The 24,438-nt window shown below is 70.6% G+C and carries 28 protein-coding genes; 10 read left to right on the top strand and 18 right to left on the bottom strand.

Annotation, left to right across the window (positions count from 1 at the left end):
* Positions 1-34: 34 nt before the first annotated feature.
* Genes ACO1X9_RS04440 through ACO1X9_RS04420 form a run of 5 tightly spaced genes read left to right on the top strand, consistent with a single transcriptional unit; the run spans position 35 to position 3,443 of the window.
* On the top strand, positions 35-904 hold the full coding sequence (locus ACO1X9_RS04440) for an RNA polymerase sigma-70 factor (protein WP_486349624.1): 870 nt from the start codon (positions 35-37) through the stop codon (positions 902-904).
* 25 nt (positions 905-929) lie between these two features.
* Complete coding sequence (locus tag ACO1X9_RS04435; protein ID WP_486349623.1) at positions 930-1,664, top strand: SDR family oxidoreductase; 735 nt, start codon at positions 930-932, stop codon at positions 1,662-1,664.
* Entirely contained in the window at positions 1,661-2,086 is a 426-nt protein-coding gene (locus ACO1X9_RS04430; protein ID WP_486349622.1) for a hypothetical protein, read from the top strand. Before ACO1X9_RS04435 ends, ACO1X9_RS04430 begins: the two co-directional genes overlap by 4 nt.
* Positions 2,083-2,736, top strand: coding sequence for a trimeric intracellular cation channel family protein (locus ACO1X9_RS04425; protein WP_486349621.1), 654 nt, complete (start codon positions 2,083-2,085; stop codon positions 2,734-2,736). Before ACO1X9_RS04430 ends, ACO1X9_RS04425 begins: the two co-directional genes overlap by 4 nt.
* Positions 2,733-3,443: a N5-glutamine methyltransferase family protein gene (locus tag ACO1X9_RS04420; RefSeq protein ID WP_486349620.1), complete on the top strand. Its 711-nt coding sequence runs from the start codon at positions 2,733-2,735 to the stop codon at positions 3,441-3,443. The genes ACO1X9_RS04425 and ACO1X9_RS04420 overlap by 4 nt, the downstream gene beginning before the upstream one ends.
* Positions 3,444-3,577: 134 nt before the next feature.
* On the opposite strand, the gene leuA is transcribed toward ACO1X9_RS04420, so the two are convergent.
* Positions 3,578-5,338, bottom strand: coding sequence for a 2-isopropylmalate synthase (gene leuA / locus ACO1X9_RS04415; RefSeq protein WP_486349619.1), 1,761 nt, complete (start codon positions 5,336-5,338; stop codon positions 3,578-3,580).
* 269 nt (positions 5,339-5,607) lie between these two features.
* Between leuA and ACO1X9_RS04410 the strand changes: the two genes are divergently transcribed.
* Positions 5,608-6,309 carry a hypothetical protein gene (locus tag ACO1X9_RS04410; RefSeq protein ID WP_486349618.1) on the top strand — a complete coding sequence of 234 codons (702 nt, stop codon included), beginning with the start codon at positions 5,608-5,610 and terminating at the stop codon, positions 6,307-6,309.
* A gap of 61 nt (positions 6,310-6,370) precedes the next feature.
* On the opposite strand, the gene ACO1X9_RS04405 is transcribed toward ACO1X9_RS04410, so the two are convergent.
* Both ACO1X9_RS04405 and ACO1X9_RS04400 read right to left on the bottom strand, forming a co-directional pair.
* Positions 6,371-7,762: an ABC transporter permease gene (locus ACO1X9_RS04405; RefSeq protein WP_486349617.1), complete on the bottom strand. Its 1,392-nt coding sequence runs from the start codon at positions 7,760-7,762 to the stop codon at positions 6,371-6,373.
* Complete coding sequence (locus ACO1X9_RS04400; protein WP_486349616.1) at positions 7,759-8,508, bottom strand: ABC transporter ATP-binding protein; 750 nt, start codon at positions 8,506-8,508, stop codon at positions 7,759-7,761. Before ACO1X9_RS04400 ends, ACO1X9_RS04405 begins: the two co-directional genes overlap by 4 nt.
* Before the next feature lie 151 nt (positions 8,509-8,659).
* Here ACO1X9_RS04400 and ACO1X9_RS04395 point away from each other — a divergent pair, with 151 nt between their 5' ends.
* Positions 8,660-9,301, top strand: coding sequence for a hypothetical protein (locus ACO1X9_RS04395; RefSeq protein ID WP_486349615.1), 642 nt, complete (start codon positions 8,660-8,662; stop codon positions 9,299-9,301).
* 4 nt (positions 9,302-9,305) lie between these two features.
* On the opposite strand, the gene ACO1X9_RS04390 is transcribed toward ACO1X9_RS04395, so the two are convergent.
* From ACO1X9_RS04390 to hrcA, 12 genes are all read right to left on the bottom strand, one after another.
* The gene (locus tag ACO1X9_RS04390; protein WP_486349614.1) at positions 9,306-9,968 is read right to left on the bottom strand and encodes a response regulator; all 663 of its coding nucleotides are present in this window, start codon (positions 9,966-9,968) and stop codon (positions 9,306-9,308) included.
* Positions 9,965-11,176 (bottom strand): sensor histidine kinase, encoded by a 1,212-nt coding sequence (locus tag ACO1X9_RS04385; RefSeq protein WP_486349613.1) that lies wholly within the window; start codon positions 11,174-11,176, stop codon positions 9,965-9,967. The genes ACO1X9_RS04390 and ACO1X9_RS04385 overlap by 4 nt, the downstream gene beginning before the upstream one ends.
* Before the next feature lie 137 nt (positions 11,177-11,313).
* Positions 11,314-12,210, bottom strand: a complete 897-nt coding sequence (locus tag ACO1X9_RS04380) for a hypothetical protein (protein WP_486349612.1) — start codon at positions 12,208-12,210, stop codon at positions 11,314-11,316.
* Between the two features lie 162 nt (positions 12,211-12,372).
* Complete coding sequence (gene era, locus ACO1X9_RS04375; RefSeq protein ID WP_486349611.1) at positions 12,373-13,266, bottom strand: GTPase Era; 894 nt, start codon at positions 13,264-13,266, stop codon at positions 12,373-12,375.
* Positions 13,263-14,570: a hemolysin family protein gene (locus ACO1X9_RS04370; protein ID WP_486349610.1), complete on the bottom strand. Its 1,308-nt coding sequence runs from the start codon at positions 14,568-14,570 to the stop codon at positions 13,263-13,265. The genes era and ACO1X9_RS04370 overlap by 4 nt, the downstream gene beginning before the upstream one ends.
* Positions 14,567-15,028: an rRNA maturation RNase YbeY gene (gene ybeY / locus ACO1X9_RS04365; RefSeq protein WP_486349609.1), complete on the bottom strand. Its 462-nt coding sequence runs from the start codon at positions 15,026-15,028 to the stop codon at positions 14,567-14,569. The genes ACO1X9_RS04370 and ybeY overlap by 4 nt, the downstream gene beginning before the upstream one ends.
* 2 nt (positions 15,029-15,030) lie before the next feature.
* The gene (locus ACO1X9_RS04360; protein ID WP_486349632.1) at positions 15,031-16,083 is read right to left on the bottom strand and encodes a PhoH family protein; all 1,053 of its coding nucleotides are present in this window, start codon (positions 16,081-16,083) and stop codon (positions 15,031-15,033) included.
* 56 nt (positions 16,084-16,139) lie between these two features.
* Complete coding sequence (locus ACO1X9_RS04355) at positions 16,140-16,481, bottom strand: HIT domain-containing protein (protein WP_486349608.1); 342 nt, start codon at positions 16,479-16,481, stop codon at positions 16,140-16,142.
* Between the two features lie 10 nt (positions 16,482-16,491).
* Positions 16,492-17,178 (bottom strand): phosphotransferase, encoded by a 687-nt coding sequence (locus ACO1X9_RS04350; RefSeq protein WP_486349607.1) that lies wholly within the window; start codon positions 17,176-17,178, stop codon positions 16,492-16,494.
* Positions 17,172-17,900: a 16S rRNA (uracil(1498)-N(3))-methyltransferase gene (locus ACO1X9_RS04345; RefSeq protein ID WP_486349606.1), complete on the bottom strand. Its 729-nt coding sequence runs from the start codon at positions 17,898-17,900 to the stop codon at positions 17,172-17,174. The genes ACO1X9_RS04350 and ACO1X9_RS04345 overlap by 7 nt, the downstream gene beginning before the upstream one ends.
* Before the next feature lie 88 nt (positions 17,901-17,988).
* Complete coding sequence (dnaJ, locus tag ACO1X9_RS04340) at positions 17,989-19,095, bottom strand: molecular chaperone DnaJ (protein ID WP_486349605.1); 1,107 nt, start codon at positions 19,093-19,095, stop codon at positions 17,989-17,991.
* Positions 19,096-20,124: a heat-inducible transcriptional repressor HrcA gene (gene hrcA, locus ACO1X9_RS04335; RefSeq protein WP_486349604.1), complete on the bottom strand. Its 1,029-nt coding sequence runs from the start codon at positions 20,122-20,124 to the stop codon at positions 19,096-19,098.
* Positions 20,125-20,277: 153 nt separating this feature from the next.
* Here hrcA and ACO1X9_RS04330 point away from each other — a divergent pair, with 153 nt between their 5' ends.
* Positions 20,278-20,796, top strand: a complete 519-nt coding sequence (locus ACO1X9_RS04330; protein ID WP_486349603.1) for a DUF4870 domain-containing protein — start codon at positions 20,278-20,280, stop codon at positions 20,794-20,796.
* Between the two features lie 26 nt (positions 20,797-20,822).
* The gene (locus tag ACO1X9_RS04325) at positions 20,823-21,197 is read left to right on the top strand and encodes a DUF4870 domain-containing protein (RefSeq protein WP_486349602.1); all 375 of its coding nucleotides are present in this window, start codon (positions 20,823-20,825) and stop codon (positions 21,195-21,197) included.
* A gap of 58 nt (positions 21,198-21,255) precedes the next feature.
* Here ACO1X9_RS04325 and hemW read toward each other — a convergent pair whose 3' ends face one another.
* Positions 21,256-22,479 (bottom strand): radical SAM family heme chaperone HemW, encoded by a 1,224-nt coding sequence (gene hemW / locus ACO1X9_RS04320; protein WP_486349601.1) that lies wholly within the window; start codon positions 22,477-22,479, stop codon positions 21,256-21,258.
* 67 nt (positions 22,480-22,546) lie between these two features.
* Here hemW and ACO1X9_RS04315 point away from each other — a divergent pair, with 67 nt between their 5' ends.
* Positions 22,547-23,233 (top strand): HAD family hydrolase, encoded by a 687-nt coding sequence (locus ACO1X9_RS04315; protein WP_486349600.1) that lies wholly within the window; start codon positions 22,547-22,549, stop codon positions 23,231-23,233.
* Here ACO1X9_RS04315 and ACO1X9_RS04310 read toward each other — a convergent pair.
* Together ACO1X9_RS04310 and ACO1X9_RS04305 are read right to left on the bottom strand one after the other, a co-directional pair.
* Positions 23,217-23,723, bottom strand: a complete 507-nt coding sequence (locus tag ACO1X9_RS04310) for a DUF1990 domain-containing protein (RefSeq protein ID WP_486349599.1) — start codon at positions 23,721-23,723, stop codon at positions 23,217-23,219. The genes ACO1X9_RS04315 and ACO1X9_RS04310 overlap by 17 nt on opposite strands.
* A gap of 7 nt (positions 23,724-23,730) precedes the next feature.
* A complete protein-coding gene (locus ACO1X9_RS04305; RefSeq protein WP_486349598.1) occupies positions 23,731-24,390 on the bottom strand; it encodes a DUF1990 domain-containing protein in 660 nt (219 codons plus the stop codon).
* Positions 24,391-24,438 lie beyond the last annotated feature (48 nt).

The following is a 24,438-nucleotide window of genomic DNA, read 5'->3' as shown; positions in this document are numbered from 1 at the left end:
AAGTCTGCTCCCGTTTGGCTGGGAAGATGTGGACGTGGGAGCGGATGTCTTCGAGGCGGTGCGGCCGCGGCTGTTCGGCATCGCGTACCGGATGCTGGGCGAGGTGGCCCTGTCGGAAGACATCCTGCAAGAGGCCTGGCTGCGCTGGGACAAGACCGATCAGGATGCCGTCGCCGAGCCTGGCGCGTATCTCGCGACGGTCGTGACCCGGCTGGCGATCGCGGAGCTGACGAGTGCACGTTCTCGCCGCGAGCTCTACGTCGGACCCTGGCTGCCCGAGCCGATCGACACGTCAGCCGACCCGCTTCTCGGCGCCGAGCGGGCGGAGGCGCTGTCGCTCGCGGTGCTGCTGCTGCTCGAGCGGCTGTCGCCGGCAGAACGGGCGGCGTTCGTGCTGCACGCGGCATTCGACTACCCGCACTCCCGCGTCGCGGAGGTGCTCGAGACGAGCGAGGCGAACGCGCGGCAGCTGTACTCGCGCGCCCGGAAGCACCTCGACGCCGACCGCGCACGCGACGTCGCCCCCGCGGAGCGGGCCCGGCTGCTCACGGCGTTCCTGGCGGCGGCCGAGGCGGGCGACCTCGAGTCGCTCGAAGGGGGGCTCGCGCGCGACGTCGTGTCGATCTCCGACGGCGGCGGCAAGGTGCTCGCGGCGCGCAAGATCATCGACGGCGCCGAGCGCGTCGCGCACTTCCTGCTCGGCGTGCTCGAGAAGTTCGGGCAGGGGGTGGCCGCGGTGCCGGTCGTCGTCAACGGCGAACCGGCCGTGCTCGGGGTGCGCCCCGACGGCTCGCCGCTCGCGCTCTGGACGGTCGATGCGGGCGACGACGGCATCCGCGGGGTCTACATCGTGCTCAACCCCGACAAGCTGTCACGTTTCGGGAGCGCATCCGCTCTCAGCTAGAGAACCCTCTAGTAAGGAGAGACGGATGACCACCATCCTCGTCACCGGCGGCACCTCCGGCCCCGGGCGACCCACCGTCGAGCGGCTGCGCGCCGCCGGGCACGACGTGCGCGTGCTGAGCCGCACACCCGGCGACGGCCACCTCGTCGGCGACCTGTCGACCGGCGCCGGACTCGAGGCCGCGCTCGCCGGCGTCGAGACGGTCGTGCACCTCGCGACGAATCGGCGAAAGGACCTGCCCGACACCGAACGCCTGCTCGCCGCCGCGCGCCGGGCCGGTGTCACCCACCTCGTCTTCCTCTCGATCGTCGGCGTCGACCGCATCCCCTACGGCTACTACGTCGACAAGGTCGCGAGCGAGAACGCGATCGCAGCGTCGGGCATCCCGTTCACGATCCTGCGGGCGACCCAGTTCCACTCGTTCCCGGGCGAGATCCTGGGGATGTTCGGCAACCGGCTCTTCCTGAAGGGGGTGAGCATCCAGCCCGTGGGGGTCGTGGATGTCGCCGACCGGCTCGTCGAGCTCGCGACCGGCTCCCCTGCGGGACGTGTCGCCGACGTCGGCGGTCCGGAGATCCTCGACGCGACCGACATCCTGCGTCGCCTCCAGGCCGCGGGCCGCGCCCCGCGTCGCGTGCTGTCGATCAAGCTGCCGGGCAAGGCCTTCGCCGCGTTCGCCGCCGGGCACCACCTCGCCGGGCTGCCGGGCGCGGGAACCCAGACCTTCGACGAGTGGCTCGCGTCGGGAGCCGAGAAGTGACCGTCGTGCTGCGGGGCGGGCTCGCGCTGCTCGCCGCCGCCGCCTGGATGATCGGCATCTGGAATCAGTTCTTCCCCGAGCACTTCTACGAGAACTTCCCGGGCGTCGCCCTGACCCCGCCGTTCGCCGAGCATTACGCCCGCGACTTCGGCGGTGCGACGCTCGGGCTCGCGATCGTGCTCTCCGCCGCCGTGATCCTGCCGCGCTCGGTGCTCGTCATCCCGGCACTGCTCGGGATGCTCGCGTTCGCGATCCCGCACGCGTGGTTCCACCTGCACCACCTCGAGCACGCCACGCCCGAGGTCGCGGTGGTGACGCTGCTCATGACGGTCGGCCAGCCGGTCGCGACGCTCGCGCTCCTCGTGCTCGCGCTCGTCCGCTGGCGCCGCGAACGGGTGCCGAGGCCCACAATGGAGGCGTGAACGCCTTCACCATCCCGCTCTGGGCGGACCTGCTCGCCGTCGGGATCGGGTCGCTCCAGGGCGCGACGTTCGCGGCGCAGTTCCGGGATCGCCGCCTCGACCTGCTCGGGGTGGCGATCATCGGCATCGCGACGGGGTTCGGTGGCGGGCTCATCCGCGACCTCCTGCTCGGCGAGGTGCCGCGTGCTCTCGAGAGCAACGCCTACCTCCCGGTCGCGACCGCGGCGGCGCTGCTCGGGATGCTGCTGAACGGCCTCTTCGCGCGACTCTCCGCGGTCATCACCGCCCTCGACGCGCTGACGATCGGGCTGTTCGGGGCGATCGGCACGACGGCCGCCCTCGCCGCGGGACTTCCCGAGGTCCCCGCGATCTTCGTCGGGGTGATCAGCGCCGTCGGCGGCTCGATCCTGCGCGACCTCCTGCTCAACCTGCCGATCGCGCTCATGCACGTGGGCTCGCTCTACGCCGTCGCCGCGCTCGCCGGCGGCATCGTCATCGTCGTGCTCACTCGGGTCGACGTCGATGTCTCCGTCGCGGCGATCGTGGGCGTCGTCGTCACGTTCGTCGTCCGCATCCTCGCGGTGGCGTTCCGCTGGAGCCTCCCCGAGCAGCGCTCCCTGCGTCGACGCCCTCGACCGGGCACGGAGTGACCGACGCGCTCGTCGCGCGCCTGCGCGCCGTCGGCTGCGTCTTCGCCGAGGAGGAGGCCTCCGAGGTCCGGCGCGTGGGTGGCGACCCGGACGCGATCGTCGCGGCTCGTGCTGCGGGGGTGCCGCTCGAACAGGCGCTCGGCGTCGCGGTCTTCGCCGGACTCGACATCGCCGTCGGCCCGGGCGTCTTCGTTCCGCGGCGTCGCGCGGAGGTGCTCGTCGACGCGGCCCTCGACGCCCGCCCCGCCGCCCGTGTCGTCGTCGACCTCGGCTGCGGGTCGGGCGCGATCGCCGCGGCCCTCGCCACCCGTCTACCCGGCGCCGATGCTTACGCCGTAGACATCGATCGGGATGCTCTCGCTTACGCCGTACGCAACGGGGCGCGTTACGGGTTCACCGTGCACGAGGGTGACTGGTGGGATGCCCTCCCCCGCGAACCGCTCGGACACGTCGACCTCGCCGTCGCCTACCTCCCCCATGTGCCGATATCTCGGCTCGATGAGATCCCCGACGACTTCCGCCGCCACGAGCCCGAGCACACCGTCGCCGGCGGTCCCGACGGTCTCGACCCTCTCCGCGCTGTCCTCCGCGACCTCGATGTCGGGCTCTCCCCCGACGGCCTCCTCGTCACCCTCGTCGCCCGCGAGCAACTCCCCGTCGCCCGCGCGCTCGTCGACGGGCGACGTGTCCTCCTCGTCGAGGGTTGAGGAGCGCCGCGCAGAGCGCGACGCGTCTCGAAACCGGGTGCGTCCAACGTGGGGTTTCGAGACGCGTGCCGCTGCGCGGCCCGCTCCTCAACCCGCGAGGGACGCGAACCGTGCCCGGCCCCGCGACCCCCGAGTTACACCGACGTGAGCTCGCGAGACGAAGAGTCAGCGCGCACCGAGCGGTTGACCGCCGACACGACCGCCTTGAGGGATGCCGTCGAGATGTCGCCGTCGATCCCCACCCCCCACAACCGCTTCCCGTCGACCTGCAGTTCGACGTAGGCCGCGGCCTGCGCGTCGCCGCCGGCGGAGAGGGTGTGCTCGACGTAGTCGTACAGCTTGATGTCGTGGCCTTGGGCTTGGAGGATGCCGAGGAATGCCGCGACGGGTCCGTTGCCCTTGCCGGTCTGCGGCTGCACGTCGTCGTCGACGCGGAGGCGCACGTCGAGGTCGACGTCGCCATCCATGTCACTGGCCGTGCGGGTGCCGAGCAGCTCGTAGCGGCCCCACTTGGCGTCGTCGGCCGCGGCGGGCAGGTACTCGTCCTGGAAGATCTCCCAGATCTGCTCGCTCGTCACCTCACCGCCTTCGGAGTCGGTCTTCGCCTGCACGACGGAGCTGAACTCGATCTGCAGGCGACGCGGCAGGTCGAGCGACCGGTCGGCCTTGAGCAGGTAGGCGACGCCGCCCTTGCCCGACTGCGAGTTGACGCGCACGACGGCTTCGTATCCGCGCCCGACGTCTTTCGGGTCGATCGGCAGGTAGGGCACCGACCACTCGATCTCGGAGACGGGGATGCCGGCCGCGGCCGCCTTCGCGTCGAGGGCTTCGAAGCCCTTCTTGATCGCGTCTTGGTGCGAGCGCGCGAAGGCGGTGTAGACGAGGTCGCCCGCCCACGGTGAGCGCTCGTGCACCTTGAGCTGGTTGCAGTACTCGGCGGTGCGCCGGATCTCGTCGAGGTCGCTGAAGTCGATCTCCGGGTCGATGCCCTGCGTGAACAGGTTGAGCCCGAGCGCGACGAGGTCCACATTGCCGGTGCGCTCGCCGTTGCCGAAGAGGCAGCCTTCGATGCGGTCGGCGCCGGCCTGGTAGCCGAGCTCGGCGGCGGCGATCGCGGTGCCCCGGTCGTTGTGCGGATGCAGCGACAGGATGACGTTCTCGCGGTGCACGAGGTGGCGCGACATCCACTCGATCGAGTCGGCGTAAACGTTCGGCGTCGCCATCTCGACGGTCGACGGCAGGTTGACGATGATCTTGCGGTCGGGCGTCGGCTGGAAGTATTCGATCACCGCGTTGCAGATCTCGAGCGCGACGGGCAGCTCGGTGCCGGTGTACGACTCGGGGCTGTACTCGTAGTAGACGGTCGTGCCCGGCACGGTGGCCTCGTACTGTCTGCACCACGCGGCACCCTGCAGCGCGATCTGCTTGACGCCCTCGACGTCGGTGCGGAACACGACGTCGCGCTGCAGCACGCTCGTCGAGTTGTACAGGTGCACGATCGCCTGCTTCGCGCCCTTGATCGACTCGAAGGTGCGGGCGATGAGCTCTTCGCGGGCCTGGGTCAGCACCTGGATGACCACGTCGTCGGGGATGAGCCCGTCCTCGATGAGCAGCCGCACGAAGTCGAAATCGGTCTGGCTGGCCGACGGGAAGCCGACCTCGATCTGCTTGTAGCCCATGCGCACGAGCAGCTCGAACATCTTGCGCTTGCGTTCGGGGCTCATGGGGTCGATGAGCGCCTGGTTGCCGTCGCGGAGGTCGACGGCGCACCACATGGGTGCGCGCTCGATGACCTTCGCGGGCCACGTGCGGTCGGGGAGATCGGTCGCGAAGTCCGACGCGTAGGGGCGGTAGCGGTGGAACGGCATCCCCGAGGGACGCTGCGTGTTCTTCATGGTCTGGCTTCCTGGTCTGGTTCGGTTTCGGGTCGAGCCGACGACGAACTCCGCGACGAGGGAGGCTCTGGGCTAGACCTCGTCGCGGCGGCTAAGAAGGAGCAGGCCGGGACGCACGGTTTCAGGGTAGCACCGGTGTGCGGCGGGGCGATGAGGGCACGTATTGCAACAGCATTGCAACGGCTTCCCGGCCGCCGTTGCGCGGCCCCCGCCCGCCACTATTGTGATCACGTTCTTCTCCGAACCATCAGAGAGCCTTGGAGGCACCAGTGTCCCGTTCCACCCTGCTTCGCGCGGCGCTCGTCGCCGGCACCGCAGCCGCGCTGCTCGCCGGCTGCGTCGCACCGCCGGTCGTCGTCGTCGAGACCGCGAAGCCGGAAGATCCCGACTTCGGCACGATCGGGGGCGGGGAGTCGCCCGTGCCGATCGAGACGGGCGAACCGATCGAGCCGACCGATCCGAGCACCGCGGGCTACACCGCGCTGCTCGACGACCTCGGCGTCGTCACCGTCACGGTGCCGAGCGACTGGGACGACGTCGACGGCGCCCCGTTCACGACCGACGCCGGCCAGGAGTGGGCGTCGATCTTCGCCGCGCCCGACATCCAGGAGTACCAGCAGACGTGGGACGTCTCGGGTATCGAGATCGCGGCGACGGCGGCCCCCGGCGTGACCGACGAGCAGCTGCTCGGGCTGCTCGAGAGCATCTCGAGCCCCTACGGCTCGTGCGAGACGGTCGTCCAGGAGGCGACGCCGTACGACGACGGCTTCTACGTCGGCTTCGAGTCGGCCTGGGAGGGCTGCGGCACCGACACCTCGGCGTTCGCGATCACGGTCGTGAGCAACGCGGGCGATCAGGCCCTGTTCCTTCGTGCGCAGGTCACGGGCGACTACGACGCCAACGAGGTGTACACGCAGATCGTCAACTCGTTCGACACCAAGGTCGGCCGTTCGCAGGTGCGCGGCAACTGACTCGCGGACGCGACGCGGAAGGCCGGTCCCCTCGGGGGCCGGCCTTCCGTCATCTCGGGGCTCAGTCGACGGCGAGCGCCTCCACGGGAGACACCCGCACCGCCATCCGGGCGGGCGCCCACGACGCCGCCGCGGTGAGCGCCGCCCCCGCGAGCACGACGATGCCGAGCACGAGGAACGGCGGTACGGGCACGATGAGACCCGACGCCGAACCCAGCAGCGACTGCGCGCCGATCCAGCCGTACACGGCTCCGAGCACGAGGCCGAGCATCACGGCAGCGAAGGTGAGCTGCGCGCTCTCGGCGAGGATCATCCGACGTACCTGGGGAGCGGTGAAGCCGAGCGCCCGCAGCAGGCCGATCTCACGGCGTCGCTGCAGCACGCTGAGCGACAGGTTGTTGACGAGCCCGACGGCGGCGATGAGCCCGCTGAATCCGACGAGCACCGAGAAGATCGCGGTCGTCGCGGCGAGCATCGTGTCGGTCCCCCCGTACACCTCGGGGTTCTGCTCCTGCGCGGCACGGATCGACGCCTCGAATCCGGCCATCGCGACGGCGAACATCGTCACGAGGGTCACGCCGATGACGAGGCCGATCGTGGCGCGCGACGAGCGCTGTGGATGCCGGATCGCGTTCTCCGCGGCGAGGCGAGCGGGCGCGCTGCGGCCGAGCAGCCGCCCGGTGAGGCGCAGCACAGGCGGCATGACGACATCCGCGCCGAGCACGACACCCGTGAAGGACAGCACGCCGCCGGGCAGTGCGATGAGCATCCCGAGCGGGCTCACCAGCCCGGCGACGAGACCGAGTCCGAGCAGCGCGATGCCGAGGATGACGAGCACGAGCGCGGCGCGGTTGCGCCAGGGACGCGCCTGCGTCTCTTCGCGGCTGAGTTCCTCCGAACGGCCGAGCGCCTCGAGCGGAGTCACGGTCGTGACGCGGCGAGAGCCGACCCATGATGCCGCCCAGGTCGTGAAGACCACGGCGACCACGGGGATGAGCACGACCGGGTCGAGGTACGTGTATCCCGACTCGGGGACGACGTCGGTCGCGACCCCGAGTCGCTCGATCGCCCACGCGGCGGCGGTTCCGACGAGCGCGCCGATGACGGCGCCGATGAGCCCGACGCGGAGTCCCTCGCGGGCGATACGGCCACGCTCGCGGCGGGCCGAGGAGCCGAGCAGCCGCAGCAGGGCGATCTCGCGCACCCGACCCGCGACGATCGTCGAGAAGGTGTTCGCGGTGACCACCGACGCCGTGTAGACGGCGATGACGATGAACACGAACGCGAGGATGCGCAGCATGAGGGCGACCGTGTTGCTCGACCCGGTGACGTCGTCGGCCGCGATGACGGCGGCGAGCGCGCCTGTCACCTGCAGGAGTGCGACACCGAACGCGGCCCCGAGCGCGGCGACGAGGATGCTCGCCCCGCGTCCCGCGCGCCTGGTCGCCGTCACGACGTCACCTCGAGCGAGAGCATGAACGCCGAGATCTCCTCCGCGGTCGAGCGCGGGCGGTCGGCGACGATGCGCCCGTCGCCCAGCACCACGACGCGGTCGGCGTGGCTTGCGGCGATCGGGTCGTGCGTCACCATGACGATCGTCTGCCCGTGACGCTCGCTCGCCTGACGCAGGAGCGCGAGCACATCGCGTCCGGTCTTCGAGTCGAGGTTGCCCGTCGGCTCGTCGGCGAAGACGACCTCGGGTCGCGTGGCGAGGGCGCGCGCGATCGCGACGCGCTGCTGCTGTCCGCCGGACAGCTCGTGCGGACGGTGGGTGAGCCGGTCGCCGAGCCCGAGCGACGAGATGAGTTCGTCGATGAAGCCCTGCTCCTTGATGTCGGGGCGACGCCCGTCGAGCTCGAACGGCAGCAGCAGGTTGCCCCGCACGTCGAGCGTCGGCACGAGATTGAACGACTGGAACACGAAGCCCACCCGTCGACGCCGCACGAGCGTGAGCTGGGCGTCCGGCATCCGCCCGATCTCGAGCGGGCCGAGCCACACCTCGCCGGTGGTCGGGGCGTCGAGCCCCGCGAGGAGGTGCATGAGCGTCGACTTGCCCGAGCCCGACGGGCCCATGATCGCGGTGAACTGCCCGCGGTGGATGTCGAGGTTCACGTCGCGCAGGGCGTGCACCTCGGCTCCCGCGTGGCCGTAGGTCTTCGTGAGGGCGCGCGCGCGGGCGGCCGGGGATTGCGTGTCCATGCCTCCGACGTTACGGAGGCAAGGATGCGCCGGCGTCGGGCCATCGGATGAGCCGCCTCCCCCGCGCGGATGATCGCCTCGCCACCCTGACGAACGACACGCGCGAAACGTTGGATGGTGCGCGCCCGCGCGGCTCGCGACACTGGAGCACATGAGACTTTCGCGCGCCCTCGCGGCCGTGGCCGCCCCGGCCCTGCTGCTCACCGCCTGCGCCACTCCGCTCACTCCGGGTGACGGCGGCGACATCGTCCCCGACGGCCCCGGCGAGCCCACCTCGATCGCCGCCCCCGGCGAGGTCGTCGGTCAGGGCACCGTATTGCAGAAGGACGGTGAAGAGGCCCGGTTCTGCCTCGGCCCGATCATGGAGTCGTACCCGCCCCAGTGCTCCGGACCCGTCATCGTCGGCTGGGAGTGGCCCGACGACGGGATGTACGAGAGCGCGTCGGGCGTCACGTGGGGCACCTACGCCGTGAGCGGCACGTGGGACGGCGTCGAGTTCACCCGCGGCGAGATGGTCATCCCGCTCGCGCTCTACGACCCCATGAAGCAGGACCCCGACCCGCGGTCGCTCCCCGAGAACGCGGCCGACAACTCCGAGGAGCTGCTCACGCGTGTGCAGGACGAGTTGAGCGCGTGGACCGAGGTGCCCGTGCTCATGTCGTACCCCGAGAACGGCTACGTGTGGGCGACGGTCTACTACGACGACGGCACCATCCAGTCCTACCTCGACGAGATCTACGGGCCCGACGTCGTCGCCGTCGTCTCGGCTCTCCGCGACGTGCCGACGACGTGACCGGCTACGCCAGGCGGTTCTCGAAGGCGTAGACGACGAGCTGCACCCGGTCGCGCAGGCCGAGCTTCGCGAGTACGCGCGAGATGTGCGTCTTCACCGTCGCCTCGCTGACGAACTCGGCCTTCGCGATCTCGGAGTTGGAGAGGCCCCGCGCAGCGAGGTGGAAGATCTCCCGCTCCCGGGCACTCAGGTCGCGCAAGAGCACCTCGGGGTCGCCTGCGGTCGGTCCGCGCTCCCCGAAGTGCTGGAAGAGCTCGGTCGTCGCGGACGGTGCGATCACCGCGGTGCCGGAGTGCACCGTGCGGATCGCGGCGAGCAGGAACTCGGGCTCGGCGTCTTTGAGCACGAAACCGCTCGCCCCCGCGCGGATCGCCTTCGCGGCGTTCTCGTCGAGATCGAAGGTCGTGAGCACGAGGATGCGCGGGCCCTCCGCCGCCGAGTCCGCCACGATCCACTCGGTCGCCTGGATGCCATCGGCACGCGGCATCCGGATGTCCATCAGCACGACGTCGGGCTTCGACGTCCGCACCATGTCGCGCGCCTCCACCCCGTCGCCCGCCTCGCCGACGACCTCGAGGTCATCCTGGGAGTCGATGAGCATCCGCAGGCCGCCGCGGAACAGCGGCTGATCGTCGACGAGCGCGACCCGGATGCCGGCGCGGCTCACGCGTTCACCGCCGCGGCATCCCGCGTGAACGGGATGGTCGCGCGCACGCGGAAGCGGCCGTTGGTGCCGTCGCTCGCCTCGAGCTCGCCGCCCGCGAGCGTCGCGCGCTCGCGCATGCCCGGGATGCCGTGGCCGGCCGTGTTGGCGGGCACCGCCGTGCCGCTCGGCAGGCCGTTGGTGACGATGACGGCGAGGCTCGTCGTGCCCCAATCGAAGACGAGCTCGACCGGAGCGGTGCGCTCCCCGTGGCGGAGGGCGTTCGTGAGGGCCTCCTGCACGATGCGGTAGACCGCGAGCGCGGGAGCTTCGGAGAGCTGCGCCGCCGTGCCGTAGCTGTGCCACTCGATCTTCAAGCCGGAGTCGCGGAAGCCGCGCACGAGCGCGTCGAGGTCGTCCATCCCCGGCTGCGGTCCGGCCTCCTGGTTGTGTCGCAGCTCGCCGAGCAGCACCCGCACGTCGGTGAGCGCGGCGCGCGACGTGGCGGCGATGTTCTCGAGCGCCTCGACGACCGGAGCGGGGATCGACTTCGCCGAATAGCGGGCGCCGTCGGCCTGCGCGATGACGACCGCGAGCGAGTGGGCGACGATGTCGTGCACGTCACGCGCGACGCGGTTGCGCTCCTGCTCGAGGGTCACCACCTGCTTCACTTCGCCGAGCTGCACGGTCGCCTGCAACTCTCCCGTCAGTGCGGCGCGACGGCTGCGGTTGACCTGCACGAGCATCCCGGCCACCCAGGCGAGCACGAGCAGCGCGAGCACGAACCAGAAGAGCACGAACGCATAGAGCGACTGCACGTTGATGAACGCGCTCGTCGCGATGCCGAGGGTCGCGATCGGCGTGCCCGCGAGCCCCAACCAGCGCGTCGCGGGGCGACCGTAGGCGGAGGTGCCGAAGAAGACCGCGAGGAGCGGCAGGAAGATGAAGACGGTCGTGCCCCCCGACCAGAAGACTCCGCTGCCCATGATGCCGAGGGTGCCGACGGCCGCGATCGAGAGCGCGATGAGCGGCTGTTGGCGGTAGAGCACGAGCGTCGCCGACAGGATGAGATGCGACAGGATGGCGAGCACGCCGCCGTTGTAGGCGACGCCGCCGACCCCGATCACGAACCACAGGCCCGCCGCGATGCCTTCGAACACCAGGCGGTTCCGGATGAGGCTCTCGCGCGAGAACCACCCCACGAACCGGGTGAGCGCATCGTCGACTGTCATGTCCCCACGGTACGTCGCCCGACCCCACCCGGCATCCGTCGCGGGAGTGATCGCGATCATCCTGCGGAGTGGCTCGCGACGTGCCCGAATTTGCGCACGTCGAGGTTCGCGACAGGGAGAAAGTGGCACGTCGGGCGTCAGGGACGCCAGCCTGCGGCGGACAGCGCGGCGCGCACCCGGCGTGCGGCATCGTGCGCGGAGTGCTCCTTCGCGATCCGCACCACGCGCCACCCGTTCGGGAGGACCTGTTCGAACCTGTCGATGTCGGCGAGATAGACCTCGCGCGACGTCTGATGATGGATGCCCTCGTACTCGACGACGACCTTCCACTCCGGATAGACGAGATCGCCGTAGCGAACAGGTTCACCCGGCAAGGAGATCACCTCGTTGACCCGCGGCTCGGGCAGCCCCGCCGCGATGAGCACGAGGCGAAGCCACGTCTCACGCGCAGAATCTGTGCCCGCCCGAAGCTGGTCGAACGCAGCTCGCAGCTTCGCATTGCCGCGCCTCCCGGCGTTGCGTGCCACTGCGCGCCGGAGTTGCGCCTCGGTCGCGTGCGGACGCGTGCGGCAGAGGAGCCCGTCGCCCGCCACGACGAGCTCCGTCACGGTCAGTGAACCGGCGAGCATGCGCCAGGTCTCGGGCGGCGTGGGGATCCGGAATCCGCGGTACTCGTCCAGTTCGTGCTCCGGACGCTCGACGTGATGACCGATGATCCCGCGCGTGCGCGGAGTACGGGCCGGACGCACGGTGGTCACGTGGAGGTCACGCGCCCGCTCCACCCCGAGCGGCAGCCGGAATCCCCAGAGGATGGCGGCTGTGGCGTGACTGAAGTACCGGTGGTGACCGAGGCGGGTCGCGTACGCGCGACACCGTGTCTCGAAATCATCCACGTCGAAGACGGACGTGCGCACGCCGTGGAAGTCTGCGCGCAGGTCGACCCGCCGCAGACGAGCGGGGGCGACGCCGCCTCGGAGCGCCTCGGCGACGCTGAACGGACCCGACTCGAGGTCTCGTGGAAGCGATCCAGACATCCGAGGATGATGCCCGCCGTCGTGCACCCGAGCGGCCGGTCGCCTTCGGTCCGCGGAGATCTGCGCGACTCATCCCCTGTGGAGGAGGTGCGACGTGCCATTTCTGACGGGTCGCAAGGCCCGACGTGCGCAGATATGGGCACGTCGCGAGCCGAGCGGCGCTCAGAAGCCGAGGCGCCCGAGCTGCTTCGGGTCGCGCTGCCACTCCTTCGCGACCTTCACCCGCAGTGACAGGAAGACCTGCTTGCCGACGAGGGGTTCGATCTGTGCCCGGGCGCGCGCGCCGACATCCTGGAGTCGTTCGCCGCCGTGGCCGATCACGATGCCCTTCTGGCTGTCGCGCTCGACCCAGAGGTTCGCGTAGATCTCGACGAGCTCCTTGTCGTCGCGATCGACCATGTCGTCGATCGTCACCGCGAGCGAGTGCGGCAGCTCGTCGCTGACGCCTTCGAGGGCGGCCTCCCGGATCAGCTCGGAGATGCGCGCCTCGAGTGTCTCGTCGGTGCGCTGCTCGTCGGGATAGAGCGGCGGCGAGACCGGCAGCAACTGAACGAGCTCCTTGAGCAGCACGTCCAACTGGATGCGGCTGGTCGCCGACACCGGCACGATCGCCGCCCAGTCGCGCAGCCCGCTCACCGCGAGCAGCTGCTCGGCCACCGCGGTCTTGCCGGCGGCGTCGATCTTGGTCACGATCGCGACCTTCTTCGCCCGCGGGAATCCGTCGAGGGAGTCGTTGATGAACCGGTCGCCGGGTCCGATCTTCTCGTTCGCCGGGAAGCACATGCCGATGACGTCGACGTCACCGAGGGTCGCCGTCACGACGTCGTTGAGACGCTGCCCGAGCAGCGTGCGGGGGCGATGGATGCCGGGGGTGTCGACGATGATCAGCTGGCCGTCGGCGCCGTGCACGATGCCACGGATGGCGCGGCGCGTGGTCTGCGGCTTCGACGAGGTGATCGCGACCTTCTCGCCGACGAGGGCGTTCGTGAGGGTCGACTTGCCGACATTCGGGCGTCCGACGAAGGACGCGAATCCTGCGCGATGCTGACCGGTCATCCTGCGGCCTCCCGGCGATCGGTGTCGAACGCCGCGGTGGCGTCGAGCAGCGCTTGGTCGGCTTCGACGACGATCGTACGCAGCAGGCGTCGGCGACCCTCGACGCGTTCCGCCCGCAACTTGAGCCCGGAGACCTCGACCACCGACCCGCTCTGCGGCAGGCGTCCGAGTGCCTTGGAGAGCAGCCCGCCCGCGGTGTCGACGTCGTCGTCCTCGAGTTCGATGCCGAACAGGTCGCCGAGCTCGTCGAGTGGCAGCCGCGCACTCACCCGGAACACGCCGCCGCCGAGGTGTGAGACGTCGGGCGTCTCGGTGTCGTACTCGTCGGAGATGTCGCCGACGAGCTCCTCGATGAGGTCCTCGAGCGTCACGAGCCCGGCGATGCCGCCGTACTCGTCGATCACGAGGGCGAGGTCTGTCGCCTCCATCTGCATCTGGCGCAGCGTGTCGTCGGCCTTCTTCGACTCCGGCACGAACACCGCGGGACGCGCGAGATCGCGCGCGTTCGCCGACGCGTCGAGCTGCTCGAAGACGTGCCGGGCGACGTCGCGCAGGTAGAGCACGCCGACGACCTCGTCGGCGTCTTTGCCGATGACCGGGATGCGCGAGTGGCCCGTGCGCAGGAACTCGTGCATCGCCTCGTCGAGTCCCGCGTCGTCGTCGAGCGTGTTCATGTCGGTGCGCGGCACCATGACCTCGCGCACGACCGTGTCGCCCCATTCGAAGATCGAGTGGATGAGCTCGCGGTCGTCCTGTTCGAGCACCTCGAGCTCGGCCGCCTCGTCGACCATGCTGAGCAACTGCTCCTCGCTCGAGAAGGTGACGGCGGCCGGTCGGCCCGGTGTGACGCGGTTGCCGAGGGCGACGAGGGCGTCGGCGAGCGGCCCCAGCATGACGCGCACGAATCGCACGAGGGGCGCGGCGAACGAGATGATCGGGCGCGCGTGGGCGCGTCCGACGCTGCGCGGCGACGAGCCGACGAGCACGAACGTCGCGCCTGTCATCACGAGCACGGCGGCGATGAGCACCCACCACCAGTCGGTGAGGAGACTCGCGAAGATGAGGGTCACGAGCACCGCCGCGGTCGTCTCCGAGAGGATGCGCATGAAGTTGAGCGCGTTGATGTGCGCCCCGGTGTCGGCGGCGATCGCGAGCAGCGACTTCTTCGCACGTCGATGCGTCGCGAGGTCGGCGAGGTCGGTGCGACTGAGCACTCCGAGCGCCGCGTCGGCGGCGGCGAGCAGCCCGCCGAACGCCACGAGCAGGGCCGCGGCGACGACGAACACGCCGATGAGCGCGGTCATCGTTTCCGTTCGGCGAGGGTGAAGCCGACGAGGATCTCGCGTTGGATGCCGAACATCTCGCGCTCCTCGTCCGGCTCGGCGTGGTCGTAGCCGAGCAGGTGCAGGATCCCGTGCGCCGTGAGCAGCTGCATCTCGTCGGACGCCGAGTGGCCGGCATCCGCCGCCTGTGCGATCGCCACCTGCGGGCAGATCACGAGGTCGCCGAGCAGCCCGGGCGGCGTGATCTCGTCTTCGTTGCCGGGACGCAGCTCATCCATCGGGAACGACAGGACGTCGGTCGGCCCGGGCTCGTCCATCCACTGCACGTGCAGCTGCTCCATCGCCGCCTCGTCGACGAGCAGGATGGCGAGCTCGGCATCCCGGTGCACGTGCAGGTGGTCGAGGGCGAAGGTCGCGAGCCGCTGGAGCGCCGACTCGTCGACCTCGACGCCCGACTCGTTGTTGATCTCGATGCTCACGTTCAGCCGTTCCGTCGAGGGCGCTGCGGACGCTGCGCGGGACCGGGCTGCTTGCGGTCTTGGGGCACGTGCCCGCGGCGTTCGGCGCGGTTCGCCCCGCCGGGGTTGACCTCCGCGGGATTCTCGCGCGCGTAACGCCGGGCCTGCTGCTGCGCGTCGTACTCGGTGTAGCGGTCGACGATCTTGCCGACGAGCGAGTGGCGCACGACATCCTCGCTCGTGAGCGTGGCGAAGTGGATGTCGTCCATCTCGTCGAGGATGCGGGACACGAGCTGGAGCCCCGACGCCCCGGTCGGCAGATCGACCTGGGTGATGTCGCCCGTGACGACCATCCTCGTGCCGAAGCCGAGCCGGGTGAGGAACATCTTCATCTGCTCGGGCGTCGTGTTCTGCGCCTCGTCGAGCACGACGAACGCGTTGTTGAGCGTACGGCCGCGCATGTACGCGAGCGGCGCGACCTCGACGGTGCCGGCGGCGAGCAGCTTGGGCACGAGCTCGGGATCCATCATCTCGTTGAGCGCGTCGTAGAGCGGCCGCAGGTACGGGTCGATCTTGTCGTTGAGCGTGCCGGGTAGGAAGCCGAGCCGCTCGCCCGCCTCGATCGCCGGACGGCTCAGGATGATGCGGTCGACCTCCTTGCGCTGGAGGGCCTGCACGGCCTTCGCCATCGCGAGGTAGGTCTTGCCGGTGCCGGCGGGGCCGATGCCGAAGACGATCGTGTGATGGTCGATCGCGTCGACGTAGGCCTTCTGCCCCAGCGTCTTGGGTCGGATGCTCTTGCCGCGGCTGGTCAGGATCGCCTGGCTCAGCACCTCGGCCGGGCTGCCCTGACCGCGCTCGAGGATGCTCGCACCCGCGGTGACATCGGTCTCGCCGAGGTCGACCCCGTTCTTCACCATCGCGATGAGCTCCTGCACGAGCTGCTCGGCCGCGCGCACGTCGGAGTCCGGCCCCTCCAGGGTCACCTGATTACCGCGCACGAGCACGGTGAGGTCGGGGAAGCGCTTCTCGAGCGTCGACAGCAGGCGGTCTTGCGGGCCGAGCAGGCGGACCATGGCGACACCGTCGACCTCGAGCTCCGCCTTGTGCGAGCGAGCCGAGCCGGGATCGGTCACAGGGTGTCCTCCGAGAGCCCGCCGCCGAGCACGTGCGCGTGCACGTGGAACACCGTCTGGCCCGCCTCGGGCCCGGTGTTGAAGACGAGACGGTACTGGCCGCCGACGTGCTCGTCGGCGAGGTGCTGCGCCGCCGCGACGAGCTCGGCGAGCAGACCGGGGTCGCCCGCGGCGAGTTCGGTGACGTTCGCGTACTCGGCGGTCTTCGGGAAGAGCAGCAGGTGCACAGGCGCCTTCGGCGCGATGTCCTGAATGCCGAGCAGCCGCTCGCTCTCGAAGACCTTCGTCGACGGGATGTCTCCCGCGACGATGCGCTCGAAGATGGTGGGCTCGGCCATGTCACCCAGCTTAGGAGAACGCCTCCCAGGTCGCCCGGTAGTAGCTCAGCCGCTCCTCGTCACGCGCGACGCCGTAGGCCGCGAAGAACTCGGGCTCCCATCCCGGGCCGTAGTTCCACTCGAGGCTGAGCGAAGCGATCGCGAGGTCTGCCCAGCGGTCTCCGACGCCGAGGTCGCCGAGGTCGACGTGGCCCGCGAATCGCCCGTGGTCGTCGATCAGGGTGTTGGGCGCACACGCGTCGCCATGCACGACGACGGGTCCGCCGTCGAACGGCGGATGATCCTCGGGTACCCACGGCACGCGAAACGGGCATGCCGCCGCCGGGATGCGGTCGTGAAGGGAGCGGTAGCCCTCGGCGATGGCGCGCACGGCGTCGGCGGGGCGGTCGGGCCACTCGCCGAGGGCCGCGCCGGTTCCGGGCAGCGCGCGGGTCACGAGCAGCTGGCCGCCATCGTCGCGCGCGAGGTCGAGCACCTCGGGGACGCGGTGCCCGACGGCCCGTGCCCACGCGAGCCGGGTGCGTTCGTGCTCGAGGTCGACGCCGTTCCCCGTCGGGTTCCACTTGAGGAACCGGTCGCCCTGGCGGAAGGTGAAGCCGCCGATCTCGTTCTGCCACACGACATCGTCGACCCGCTCCGCAAACGCCCGCACGAGGTCGGGGATGTCGACGGGCCCGGTCGGGGCTCCGGCTACCACCGGCCGAGCCTCGCGTTGAGCACGGCGAGCGCGGCCGGGCCGGCGGTCGAGGTGCGCAGCACCTCGGCGCCGAGCCGCACGAGCGTCGCGCCCGCGTCGCGGAAGAGGTCGAGCTCGCGTGGCGACGTGCCCCCCTCGGGGCCGACGACGAGCGTCACCCGGTCGGCGTCGAGTTCGACCGCGGTGAGCGCCACGGGAGCTTCGGGCACGAGCACGAGCAGCTGTCCGGAGAGTTTCGTGAGCTCTTTCGTCGTGGCGACGGACTCGACGGCCGGCACGAACGGCCGGATCGATTGCTTCGTCGCCTCGCGCACGATGGATGCCCAGCGTTCGCGACCCTTCGCGGCCTTCGGACCCTCCCAGCGGGACACCGAGCGCTCGGCGGCCCACGGGATCACACCCGACACCCCGAGCTCGGTCGCCGCCTGCACGGCGAGCTCGTCGCGGTCTCCCTTCGCGAGCGCTTGGGCGAGCCAGAGCTCCGGCCGGGGTGCTTCGACTCGCACGACGGTCTCCACGGCGAGCGTGAGGTGGTCGCGCTGCACCTCAAGCACCGTGCCGCTCGCCCCCACGCCTGCACCGTCGCCGATCGACAGTCTCTCGCCGATGCGCACCCGGGCGACCGCGATCGCGTGCCGCCCCTCGTCGCCGCCGAGCGTCACGACCGACCCGGCCACGACATCCTGCGCCGTGAGGTCGGCGTCGAGGTACAGCGACGCCATCAGCGGCGACCGCCCCGTCGGACCCCGTCGCGTGTGGTCGGACCCGACTCGTGCTGGGTCCAGGCGCACCTGGCTGGAGCCAAGCGCATCACATACCGCCGAGGAAGCGATCCCGGAGCTTCGCGAACAGCCCCTGCTGGAACTTCGAGAACTCGGGGCGGACCGGGCGACGGCTCGCCGCGAACTGCTCCATGAGCTTCTGCTCGGTGCTGTTGAGCCGCACGGGAGTGACCACCTGGATGCCGACCCGCAGGTCGCCACGGCCCTGACCCCGGCGGTTGGTGATGCCGCGGTCCTTGACGGTGACGACGTCGGCCGACTGCGTGCCGGGCTTGATCTCGATCGTGACGTCGCCGTCGAGCGACGGGAGCGTCACCTCGGTGCCGAGCACCGCATCCACCATCTGCACCTCGAGCGTCGCGAGGAGGTCGTCGGCGTTGCGGCTGAAGACGTCGTGGTGCTTGACCTTGAACTCGAAGACGACGTCGCCGTTCGGGCCGCCCGCGGGTCCCGCCTGACCGCGGCCCTTGAGCTGGAGGCGGTCGCCCGTGTCGACTCCGGCTGGGATGTCGAACGAGAGCGTGCGCTTGGCCCGCACCCGGCCCTGACCCATGCAGGTCGGGCACGGGTTCGGGATGACCGTGCCGTAGCCCTGGCAGGTGCCGCACGGGCTCGACGTCATGACGTTGCCGAGGAGCGAGCGCACGGCGCGCTGGATGTGGCCGCTGCCGCCGCAGATGTCGCACGTGACGACCGTGGTTCCCGGTGCGCAGCACGACCCGGCACACGTCTCGCACGTGATCGCGGTGTCGACCTCGAGGTCGCGGTGCGCGCCGAACACGACGTCGTCGAGCTGGATCTCGAGCCGCACGAGCGAGTCGTCGCCGCGCGCCTTGCGCTGCCGCGGGCCGGAGCGGCCCTGCGAGGCACCGAAGAACGTCTCGAAGATGTCGCCGAAGCCGAAGCCCTGGGCACCACCGCCGAACCCCGCCTGGGGTCCGAGGTCGTAGCGCTGCCGCTGGTCGGGGTCGCTCAGCACGTCGTAGGCGTGCGTGACCGACTTGAAGCGGTCCGCCGCGTCGGCGCTCGGGTTGACGTCGGGATGGAGCTCACGCGCGAGCTTCCGGTACGCCTTCTTGATCTCCTCCGGGCTCGCGTTCTTGTCGACCCCGAGGACCTCGTAATGATCCGCCACTTACCGTTCGTCCTCACCGAGCAGCCGCGTCAGGTACCGCGCCACCGCGCGGACGGCTGCCATGTTGTTCGAGTAGTCCATGCGCGTCGGTCCGAGCACCCCGAGGTGCGCGATCCCGCCGCCGGCCGCCGTGTAACCCGAGGCCACGACGCTCGCCTCTCCGAGACCGGGTGCCTCGTGCTCGCGCCCGATGCTCGTGCGCACACCGTCGATCTCGATCTCCATCTCGCTGAACAGCTTCAGCATGGTGACCTGCTCTTCGAGCGCTTCGAGCACGGGATGGATGCTGCCGCTGAAGTCGCGCTCCGTGCGGGCGAGGTTGGCCGCACCGGCGACCACGATCCTGTCCTGCCGGTTGGCGGCCACCTGGTCGCCGAGGCTCGCGACGATGGCGCCGACGAGGTCGGCCCGCTCGCGCGGGAACGCCGCGGGCAGACCGCTCAGCTTGGCGGCCGCGTCGCCGAGCGCGAGTCCGCCGAGGTCGGCGTTGATGCGACCGCGCACCTCGGCGAGGGTGTCGTCGTCGAGGGTGTGCGGGACGTCGAGCAGGCGCTGGTCGACGCGGCCGGTGTCGGTGATGAGCACCGTCATGAGGCGCGTCGGTCCGAGCGCGACGAGTTCGATGTGGCGGATGCGCGCGCTGCCGAAGGACGGGTACTGAGCGACGGCGACCTGGCTCGTGAACTGCGACAGCAGACGCACCGTGCGGGCGAGCACGTCGTCGAGGTCGACCGACTCGCCGAGGAAGGTCTCGATGGCCTGGCGCTGTCCCGAGCTGAGCGGACGCAGCTCGGTGAGGCGGTCGACGAAGACGCGGTAGCCCTTGTCGGTGGGCACCCGACCGGACGAGGTGTGCGGGGCCGCGATGAGCCCCTCCTCTTCGAGGAGCGCCATGTCGTTGCGGATCGTGGCGGCCGAGACGCCGAACGCGTGGCGCTCGACGATCGCCTTCGATCCGACCGGCTCACGGGAGGCGACGTAGTCCTGCACGACGACGCGGAGCACCTCGAGGCTGCGCTCGGAGACCATCGAAGCCTCCTCTCCACGGGTTAGCACTCGGTTCGATCGACTGCCAATACTAGCGCGACACGCCGTTACCAAGCCGTTGCATCGCGGAATCAGCAAGCGCTAGCTTGTGGGATGCCGGTTCTCGGCATCCGCTCACCGAAAGGCAGTGCCTCCATGACCGACCCCGCCGCTTCGCAGCCCGTTCCGCCGCCGGCCGGTGGTCCCGCGGTTCCGCCGCCCGCCGCCGCTCCGGCTCCCGCCGCCCCGCTCACCGAGGCGGAAGACAAGCAGTGGGCCTCGTTCGCCCACTTCGGCGGCGCGGTCATCGTGCTCGCGCTCGCGTGGCAGTGGCTCGGCCTCCTCGCCATCGTCCCCGCGCTCGTGATCTTCCTCGTGTTCGGCAAGCGCGGCGCGAAGACGCTCGTCGAGTCGAAGGAGGCGCTCAACTTCATGATCACCGCCGTCGCGGCCCTGATCATCTGGGTGATCATCTCGTCGATCATCGGTTACGCGATCGGCTCGTCGCTCGCGTTCGGCTTCAACCTCTCGGCGTACTACATCGTCGGCTTCGTGCTCGCGCTGCCCTCGTGGGCGATCATCATCGCCACGATCATCTTCTCGATCATCGGCGGCGTGAAGGTCAACGGCGGCGGGTCGTACCGCTACCCGTTCGCCCTGCGTCTCATCAAGTAACACCTACCCCTTAGGAGAATCCACACATGACCACGCCTCCTCCCGCGGCCCCGCCGCCCGCCTACCAGCCCCAGCCGGTCTCGCCCTCGGACGAGAAGACCTGGTCGGTCCTCTCGCACGTCGGCGGCATCATCCTCAACTGGGTGGGTCCGCTCATCGTGTTCCTCATCTACAAGGACCGCTCGCAGGTGATCCGCGCGCACTCGGTGGCCGCGCTGAACTTCCAGCTGACGATCCTCATCGGCTACATCGTGGGCGCGATCACGTCGCTGCTCATCATCGGCTTCCTGATCCTGGCCGCGGCGTCGATCCTGTCGATCATCTTCGGCATCATGGCCGCGCTCGCTGCGAACGAGGGTCGCCCCTACAAGTACCCGATCGCGATCAACTTCGTGAAGTAAGTCTCGCGACGCACAGAGCCGGGCCCACGTGGCCCGGCTCTGTGCGTTAACCGCCGACCTACTCGAGCAGCCGGCGCACGACGGCGTCGGCGAGCAGCCGCCCCGGGCGCGTCAGCACGACGCGACCGCGCAGGGCCGCCGCGCCCTCGACGAGCCCGTCGGCGATGAGCCCCGCCACAGCGCGGCGACCGTCGGAAGTGAGCAACTCGATCGGCAGCCCCTCGACGATGCGCGACCGCAGCAGCACGGCCTCGGTGCGGCGGGTCTCCGCCGACAGCGTCTCGCGGCCGGCGGCGGGCGACACCCCGGCGGCGAGCCGGTCGGCGTAGGCCGCGGGGTGCTTGACGTTCCACCAGCGCACGCCGCCGACGTGGCTGTGCGCCCCGGGACCGACGCCCCACCAGTCCTGCCCCGTCCAGTAGGCGAGGTTGTGACGCGACCGGTGGGCGGCATCCGTGGCCCAGTTGCTGACCTCGTACCAGCCGTAGCCGGCCGCGCTCAGGGTCTCGTCGGCGAGGTCGTACATGTCGGCCTCAAGGTCGTCGTCGGGCTGCCCGACGTCGCCGCGAGCGATCTGACGGGCGAGCTTCGTGCCGTCCTCGACGATGAGGGCGTACGCCGACAGGTGATCCGGATGCTGCGCGAGCGCGAGGTCGAGGGAGGTGGCCCAGTCGTCGAGCGACTCGCCCGGGGTGCCGTAGATGAGGTCGAGACTCACCTGGAGCCCCGCGGCGCGGGCCCATTCGACGACGAGGGGGATGCGGGCAGGGTGGTGCGTGCGCTCGAGCACGCTCAGCACGTGCGGCACGGCCGACTGCATCCCGAAGCTCACGCGCGTGAAGCCCGCCTCGGCGAGTGCCGCGAGCGACGCCTCGTCGACGGAGTCGGGGTTCGCCTCGGTCGTCACCTCGGCGCCCGGGGCCACTCCCCACGTGTCGCGCACGGCGGCGAGCATCCCGGCCAGATCGGCGACCGGCAGCAGCGTCGGGGTGCCGCCGCCGAAGAAGACGGTGGATGCCGGCCGGCCCGCCGCACCGGCGGCCTCGAGCACCCGCGCCGCCAGGTCGACCTCGGCGATCGCCTGCGCGGCGTAGTCCGACTGCTTCACGCCGCGGATCTCGGAAGCCGTGTAGGTGTTGAAGTCGCAGTACCCGCACCGCACGCGGCAGAACGGCACATGCACGTAGACCCCGAAGTCGCGCTCCCCCGCACCCTCGGCGACCGAGGCCGGCAGGAGGCCGTCGGCGGGCGCCGGGTCGGCGAGCGGAAGGGCGGAGGGCATCCTGCGATTGTCCCACCCCGCGGGTCGCGAGCGCCGACCCGCGGGGTGGGCTGAGGCACGATGGATCGTGGCCACCTATCTGCTCTGGGACATCGACGGCACGCTCATCGTCAACGACTTCACGGGAGTGAGCATCTACGCGCGCGCCTTCGAGCGCACGACCGGTGCGCCGCCCACCGAGCGTCCGGCGAACCCGCACGGGATGACCGAGGGTCAGCTGCTGCGCGAGCTGCTCGCGATCCACGGTCACGACGTCGGTCTGCACGACACCCTCCGCACCCACCTCGACGAGCTGTCGGTCGAGGAGCACGAGGTCGGACTCGCGCGTGAGCAGTGCCCCGGGGCCGCCGACGCGCTCGCGCGGTTCGCCGAGCAGGGCTGGCACAACGGGCTGCTCACCGGCAACGCCCCGGAGCGCGCGCGGTTCAAGATGCTGCAGGCCGGCTACGGCGAGGAGCCGTTCGACTGGGACCACTCGTACTTCGGCCACCTCTCCGCAGATCGGCACCACCTCACGAGCCTCGCCGCGAACGCGCTCGCGGGCCACCGTGTGGTCATCATCGGCGACACTCCGATGGACGGCGCGGCGGCCGCGTCCGCGGGCTTCCCGTTCCTCGGCGTCGGCACCGGCTCGTTCACGCCCGATGAGTTGCTCGAGGCGGGCGCCTTCGTCGCCGTCGAGTCGTTCGCGACCGGTCTCGTCGCCGCCTCGGCCGCGATCGCCGGCCTGCCGGAGGTCAGCTCCGCCGGATGAGCGCCCGCTCGTAGCGACGCGTGTAGGCCTCCTGGAAGGCCCTCAGCACGGGATACCCGATCCACAGCAGCGGATGCGCGGGTCTCGAGAACGCACGGATCCGCAGCCACACCGAGCCGTCCTCCCGGCGCTCGATCAGGAACGCCTCCTCGCCGCTCTCCGGATGCCCGCGCAGCGTGCCGTAGGCGAAGCCGCGCCGCTGGTGCTCGTCGACGACGTCGACGACTTCGATCGGGATGCGCAGCGGTCCCAGCCGCAGGATCGCGCGCTCACCGACGCTCACCGGGCCCGCCGGGTCGCGCCGGACGGGTCGGAGGCCGGAGCGTCGTTGGATGCCGAGCGCGAGCGTCTCGGCGACGGCCCACTCCCACAACCGGTCGCCCTCGCCGAGCCGCACGACGCGTTCGAGCGGGCGGAACCCCGCGGGCGGGCGGCTCACCAGGTCGTCGCGGCGGGTGGCGCCGACATCCCGATAGGTGAGCCCGTTCATGCCGTGCTCAGCTCAGCGGCTTCGTGAGGGCGTGCTCGTAGCGCGAGAGGAACCACAGCTGCGCGAGCCGCAGCACCGGCAGCACCACCCACCAGATCACGGCGGCGGGCCGCGAGATGGACCGGATGGTGAGCCAGACCGAGTCGTCGTCGCGCCGCTCGACCACGAACGACTCCTCGCCGCTCAGCGGGTGACCGGGCAACGTGCCGTACGAGAACCCGCGCCGGTTCGGTTCGTCGATGACGCTCACGACGCGCACGGGCTCCCGGATGCTGAGCACGCCCCAGCCGAGCAGCAGCACCGCGCTGTCCCCGGCCCGCACGAGACGGGCACCCGTGTCGGCGTACACGTCGTCGGCGTGCAGCGAGGCCGGTTGGACGGGTTCGCCCGTGGCCTCGTCGAACGTGACGGGCGTGTAGGTGTTGGCGACGACCTCGGCGGGCGACTCGATGCGCTTCACCCGGAACCCCGACCGCTCCTTGATGCCCCAGCTCAGCGTCTCGGTCCAGGCGTGGTGCCACCGGTCCTCACCGTGTCCGATGCGCACGCGACGTTCGATCGCACGGAAGCCCTTCGGCGGGTAGCGCGTGAAGTCGTCGTCCTGGGTCGCCCCGATCGCGGCGTACGTCACCGCACGACGCCAGATCGGCTGAGGGTTCCCGGACATCCTTCTATTCTCTCCGATGCGCGCACGTTCGAGTTCGCGGCCCGGGGA

It is taken from the genome of Pseudolysinimonas sp., assembly GCF_057350545.1.
Note: the sequence above shows the minus strand (reverse complement) of the source record. Positions and strands in the feature narration are given on the sequence as shown.

Coding starts and splice junctions, on each gene's coding strand:
- ACO1X9_RS04435 (WP_486349623.1), top strand. CDS start 930: ATGACCACCATCCTCGTCACCGGCGGCACCTCCGGCCCCGGGCGACCC.
- leuA (WP_486349619.1), bottom strand. CDS start 5,338: ATGAAGAACACGCAGCGTCCCTCGGGGATGCCGTTCCACCGCTACCGC.
- ACO1X9_RS04400 (WP_486349616.1), bottom strand. CDS start 8,508: ATGGACACGCAATCCCCGGCCGCCCGCGCGCGCGCCCTCACGAAGACC.
- ACO1X9_RS04395 (WP_486349615.1), top strand. CDS start 8,660: ATGAGACTTTCGCGCGCCCTCGCGGCCGTGGCCGCCCCGGCCCTGCTG.
- ACO1X9_RS04385 (WP_486349613.1), bottom strand. CDS start 11,176: ATGACAGTCGACGATGCGCTCACCCGGTTCGTGGGGTGGTTCTCGCGC.
- ACO1X9_RS04380 (WP_486349612.1), bottom strand. CDS start 12,210: ATGTCTGGATCGCTTCCACGAGACCTCGAGTCGGGTCCGTTCAGCGTC.
- era (WP_486349611.1), bottom strand. CDS start 13,266: ATGACCGGTCAGCATCGCGCAGGATTCGCGTCCTTCGTCGGACGCCCG.
- ACO1X9_RS04370 (WP_486349610.1), bottom strand. CDS start 14,570: ATGACCGCGCTCATCGGCGTGTTCGTCGTCGCCGCGGCCCTGCTCGTG.
- ACO1X9_RS04360 (WP_486349632.1), bottom strand. CDS start 16,083: ATGGTCCGCCTGCTCGGCCCGCAAGACCGCCTGCTGTCGACGCTCGAG.
- ACO1X9_RS04355 (WP_486349608.1), bottom strand. CDS start 16,481: ATGGCCGAGCCCACCATCTTCGAGCGCATCGTCGCGGGAGACATCCCG.
- ACO1X9_RS04345 (WP_486349606.1), bottom strand. CDS start 17,900: ATGGCGTCGCTGTACCTCGACGCCGACCTCACGGCGCAGGATGTCGTG.
- hrcA (WP_486349604.1), bottom strand. CDS start 20,124: ATGGTCTCCGAGCGCAGCCTCGAGGTGCTCCGCGTCGTCGTGCAGGAC.
- ACO1X9_RS04330 (WP_486349603.1), top strand. CDS start 20,278: ATGACCGACCCCGCCGCTTCGCAGCCCGTTCCGCCGCCGGCCGGTGGT.
- ACO1X9_RS04325 (WP_486349602.1), top strand. CDS start 20,823: ATGACCACGCCTCCTCCCGCGGCCCCGCCGCCCGCCTACCAGCCCCAG.
- hemW (WP_486349601.1), bottom strand. CDS start 22,479: ATGCCCTCCGCCCTTCCGCTCGCCGACCCGGCGCCCGCCGACGGCCTC.
- ACO1X9_RS04310 (WP_486349599.1), bottom strand. CDS start 23,723: ATGAACGGGCTCACCTATCGGGATGTCGGCGCCACCCGCCGCGACGAC.
- ACO1X9_RS04305 (WP_486349598.1), bottom strand. CDS start 24,390: ATGTCCGGGAACCCTCAGCCGATCTGGCGTCGTGCGGTGACGTACGCC.